Here is a 4,917-nt window from a genome sequence, read left to right as displayed (position 1 = left end):
TTTACACAACTTTTGTTGATTAGATAACGAATGCTTCCAAGGCGTGATAGATAAAGCGAAAGCTGAAGGCTTTCTGGAAAACAATAAAAATATGCCTTCTGTTTCTTCTTTTATTTTTCTATAAAATGCAATAGGTTTACGCTAATGCACTAGGTGATTATGCTATAATGGATAACTGAGTAATAGGTAAAAATACCTATGCTAACTTCTAGAATCATCGGATGTATAACATCACTTAGAATCCATAAGGAGGGCTATTGTGTCTACTGAATCTAATGAAAATAAAGCCCAAGCAATTACCAAAAAACAAAAAGAAATAAATGCCTTAGATAAAGCAAAAGCAAAAAAACAAAGTAAAAAAGACCGCAAGCAAGCTAAAAAGGATCAAAAGCAAGCTAAAAAAGAGCGAAAACATGAAGGGCCAACCTGGATTAAACGGGTCCTTGCCCATTTTGAAGATTTCAATGGGAAGATTTTTAGCTTATATGGTTTATTACTAACTATCGGCTTACTAATGGTCACAACAGCCTCATCATATTTAGCAACCTCGGCTAGTCAACCAACTTATTATTACTTAGTACGGCAATTAATGTTTGCGGGTATTGGATTATTCGCCATTATTTTAATTTACATTACCAAGCCGGAAATGTGGCGGCACAGGATTTTTCAAACCTCAACCTATCTTGGAGTCACAGCCCTTTTAATCTTTACCACTATCTTTGGAGAAACCATCAACGGTGCCCAAGGTTGGATTGGGGTAGGGGCTTTCTCTATTCAGCCAGTTGAGTTTGCAAAACCAGCATTAATCATACTCGTGGCCAACTTTCTAGCCAAAGATGAAGTTCAAGGCGCGATTGCGCAAACAGAAAATCCACTACAACTCTTAACCAAGTATTGGAAACAAGCAGCAGCGATTGCCCTTTGGTTAGGCTTGGTACTCCTTTTCCCAGATGTGGGTGGGGTATTAATTCTAGGAACCTTACTCGTGATCCTCCTATTAACTTCAGGGATGGCGGTGAAATGGCTATCCAGAACTATCCTAGGTGCAATTGTTACTTATGTATTGATTGTCATTGTCTTGAATCTGTTTGATTTATCGCATATCGATAATTATCAGGTTGCTCGCTTTACCTCTTTTATTAACCCGTTCGCAGATGCCCAAGATACGGGGATGCAATTAGTCTATGGTTATTATGCCTTATCAAACGGGGGTATTCTTGGCCGTGGGGCAGGGAACTCAATTCAAAAACTGGGTTACCTACCGGAAGCCCATAATGACTTCATTATGGCCATTATCGGCGAAGAATTCGGCTTGTGGGGAATTCTATTAGTCTTAGTCTTGTACTTTGGACTGGTTATTTACATCTTCCACAAAGCCATCAAGATGCGCCGGACCTTTGACCAAGCAGTTTTAGTTGGAGTCGGTTCTTACTTCCTTATCCAAGCCTTTGTAAACCTGGGTGGGGTATTAGGACTGATTCCATTAACAGGTGTTACCTTCCCGTTTATGTCCTACGGGGGTTCCAGCCTACTTGTAACCAGCATCATGATTGGGATTGCCTTGTCCGTTATTGCCTCAGACCAGTCGTGGCGGCGCGAGCTTCGGGCCAAAAGGGCGAAATCAAATCGAGCTGACTTGCCTGAACAAACTGAATAATTGATATCTAAGAACAGACCTGTTTAAACGGTCTGTTTTTTTAATATGCACAGTCTTGTTGAAAGGCTCTGTTCCTTTTCTATTTGTAAAAACGAAGACTAGATGACAACCATGTATCCCATTTTTGTATACCTGTTTGGTAATGGCAATCAAGATTGATATAATATTCGAATAGAAATGTAATCGGTTAGTTGTTGGTGTGCTAGCCTTTTGCAAAGGGAGGAGAGATGAAATGAAACGTTTAATTTCGGCTAGTGCCAGTGAAATCAATCAGATGGATGCTAGCCAACTAAAGCAAGCTATTTTTGCCAGTGAAGGACGGACAATTGTTGCTGAAACCGTAGTGACATCGCCGCCTTTGATTCAAGGGCTGTCAAACCCTGAAGTGATGGCGACGTTTGGTGCAGATATCATTGTCTTGAATGAGCTAGATGTCTTCAACCCAGAAATTCCAGGTCTAGAAGCATTTGCGGGGTCAAAAGAAATCATCCGTGAATTGAAGCGATTAATCGGGCGACCGATTGCAATCAATTTGGAACCTGTTGATGAAGAGCAGGAATTGCTTGAAAGTCGGGTGTCTTTAAATCCAGGTCGCTTAGTGTCTAAAGCGAGTTTACAAGCGGCGGATGATTTGGGTGTAGACATGATTTTACTGACAGGGAATCCAGCTACTGGCGTGACTATGTCAGCAATCAAGGCTGCTGTCAAAGAAACGAAAAGCCATTTTTCAGGGCTAGTCCTTGCGGGGAAAATGCATGGGGCGGGGCTTACGGAGAGTATCGTCAATGAAGATGTCTTGCTTGGGTTTATGGATGAGGGCGCTGATGGGGTCTTGATTCCGGCTGTGAATACGGTGCCTGGGGTGAATGAGCTTGAAAACCAGGCGGTCACGAAAAGTGTGCATGCACGCGGTGGATTGGTGATGGCGACGATTGGGACGAGTCAAGAGTCTGCCCAAGCTTCGGTGATTGAAACGATAGGTTTATCCAATAAACGTGTTGGCGTAGACTGTCACCACATTGGTGATGGTGCCTACGGTCGGATGCCTGATCCAGAAAATATTACCGCTTTGAGTTTGGCGGTGCGGGGTAAACGGCATACTTATTTCCGCATGGCTCAGTCTGTAAACCGTTGATAGATCATCAATGTATATTAAAAATTGTCTTTATCAAAAGGGAGGATAAGATAATATGAAAAATTATTTACAAAATTTAGGAAAATCGATCATGTTACCGGTATCGATTTTACCTGTTGCGTCTTTATTAATGGGGATTGGTTATTGGATTGATCCAGCTGGACTTTCTGGTGACGGGTCTAACCAAGCGGCTGTATTCCTGATTCAAGCAGGGACTGCCATTATCAACAATTTACCGATTCTATTTTCAGTGGGTATTGCTACAGGATTATCTAAGGATGCCAATGGGGCGGCTGGTTTATCAGGTTTAGTCGGTTACCTCATTGTGACAAACCTACTATCAACAGCTGGTTTAAGTGTCTTACTCAATATGCCAGTTGAAGAAGTCCCGATGGCTTTCGGCGCAACACAAAATGTCTTTATGGCCATTATTTCTGGTTCAGTAGCGGCAGCCTTATATAACCGCTATTCAGGTACTAAATTGCCAACAGCGCTCGCATTCTTCTCAGGTAGACGGTTGATTCCAATATTAACAGCAGGTGCTATGTTAATTATTTCCTTACTGCTGTACTTCGTTTGGCCAGTAGCTTATGACGCTTTAGTAGGATTCGGTACTTTCATCTCTGGCCTTGGCGCGCTAGGTGCTGGTATTTACGGTTTCTTCAACAAGTTACTGATTCCAACTGGTTTACACCACGCCTTAAACTCAGTATTCTGGTTTGATTTAATTGGGATTAATGACATCGGGAACTTCTGGGCATCTGAGGGGGTTAAAGGGGTTACTGGTATGTACCAAGCCGGCTTCTTCCCAATCATGATGTTTGGTTTACCTGGGGCAGCTTTAGCCATGTATAAAAATGCAGAATCAAAAGCCAAGAAAATTGCAGCGGGTACTATGATTGCTGGTGCTTTCGCTTCATTCTTTACGGGAATTACTGAACCTCTAGAATTCTCATTTATGTTTGCAGCACCAGGATTATACTTGGTTCACGCCTTCCTAACTGGGGTTTCAATGTTTATCGCAGCAACCTTCCACTGGACTGCTGGATTCGGGTTCTCAGCAGGGCTAGTTGACTTTGCCTTAAGCTTGAATGTGCCAATTGCTAACCAACCATTAATGCTGTTAGTTCTAGGTTTAGTCATGTTTGTGGTTTACTACTTTATCTTCGATTTTGCTATTCGTAAATTCGATTTTGCCACTCCAGGACGCGGAGAAAATGCCGTAACTGAAGCTGCAATTACAGATTCTGATTCAGAAACTACTGCTACTAAAAATGGCGGTGTATCCCAAGCTAGCGATGATAAATATTCACGCATGGCGAATGTCATCTATGATGCTGTTGGCGGGCAAGAAAATATCCGTAGTTACTATAATTGTGCAACACGACTACGTTTTGAATTAGACGACGTTGACCAAGTAGACCAATCTAAAATTAAAGGACTTGGTGTACCTGGTGTCAATGTCTTAGACAAAAATCACTTGCATGTTATTGTCGGGACAGACGTTCAATTTGTTGCAGATGAAATGAAAAAAATTGAAGAGTAATTATTTTTGGAAAAGAAGTTGGGTAATTATATCCAGCTTCTTTTTTATGGGGAAAATGATCAAGCGAAAAATAAAATCTAAATAAGCGATCTTTAATAGGCTTTAGCAATTATGATAATAAAATGAGATTTCTTTCATTTTTCTATATCAAAATTGTTCAAAATATGGCAAACTATGATACAATTGGCAAGTGTAAACAAGCGTCAACTTGTTATAGGCGTAAGAGAGGGAGTTACTATAAATGATTAATAAAGTGTTAGTTGCGAACCGTGGGGAAATCGCAATCCGTATTTTCCGAGCGTGTTTTGAACTAGGAATTAGTACAGTCGCAGTTTATTCACAAGAGGATGAAGGATCAGTTCACCGTTTCAAGGCGGATGAGTCTTATCGATTGTCTAAGGATAAAAAGGCTGTTGAGGCTTATTTAGATATCGAGTCAATTATCCAAATTGCGAAAGATGTAGATGCTGACGCGATTCACCCTGGTTACGGCTTCCTGTCTGAAAATACTGAATTTGCGCGTCGTTGTGAGGAAGAGGGGATCAAGTTTATCGGTCCTTCACACGAAATTTTAGATAT

Annotated in this window: 4 protein-coding genes; all 4 read left to right on the top strand. The window is 41.3% G+C overall.

Translation table 11 applies throughout. The annotated features are described in order from the left end of the window. Positions 1 to 259: 259 nt before the first annotated feature. Positions 260 to 1,657, top strand: coding sequence for an FtsW/RodA/SpoVE family cell cycle protein (locus ACRCJ0_RS09420; protein WP_419970943.1), 1,398 nt, complete (start codon positions 260 to 262; stop codon positions 1,655 to 1,657). A gap of 232 nt (positions 1,658 to 1,889) precedes the next feature. Next, positions 1,890 to 2,792, top strand: coding sequence for a haloacid dehalogenase-like hydrolase (locus ACRCJ0_RS09415; RefSeq protein ID WP_417893918.1), 903 nt, complete (start codon positions 1,890 to 1,892; stop codon positions 2,790 to 2,792). Positions 2,793 to 2,847: 55 nt separating this feature from the next. Next, positions 2,848 to 4,338 carry an N-acetylglucosamine-specific PTS transporter subunit IIBC gene (gene nagE, locus ACRCJ0_RS09410; RefSeq protein ID WP_431390283.1) on the top strand — a complete coding sequence of 497 codons (1,491 nt, stop codon included), beginning with the start codon at positions 2,848 to 2,850 and terminating at the stop codon, positions 4,336 to 4,338. Positions 4,339 to 4,579: 241 nt separating this feature from the next. After that, positions 4,580 to 4,917: biotin carboxylase N-terminal domain-containing protein (locus ACRCJ0_RS09405; protein ID WP_431390282.1), on the top strand; the 338-nt coding region annotated here is incomplete at its 3' end.

It is taken from the genome of Aerococcus sp. L_32 (genome assembly GCF_050689315.1).
The sequence above is the reverse complement of the archived record's forward strand: the minus strand, read 5'-3'. Positions and strand labels throughout refer to the sequence as shown.

What these genes read in the sequence shown, in the direction of transcription:
- nagE (WP_431390283.1), top strand. Translation starts at nt 2,848, where the DNA reads ATGAAAAATTATTTACAAAATTTAGGAAAATCGATCATGTTACCGGTA.
- ACRCJ0_RS09415 (WP_417893918.1), top strand. Translation starts at nt 1,890, where the DNA reads ATGAAACGTTTAATTTCGGCTAGTGCCAGTGAAATCAATCAGATGGAT.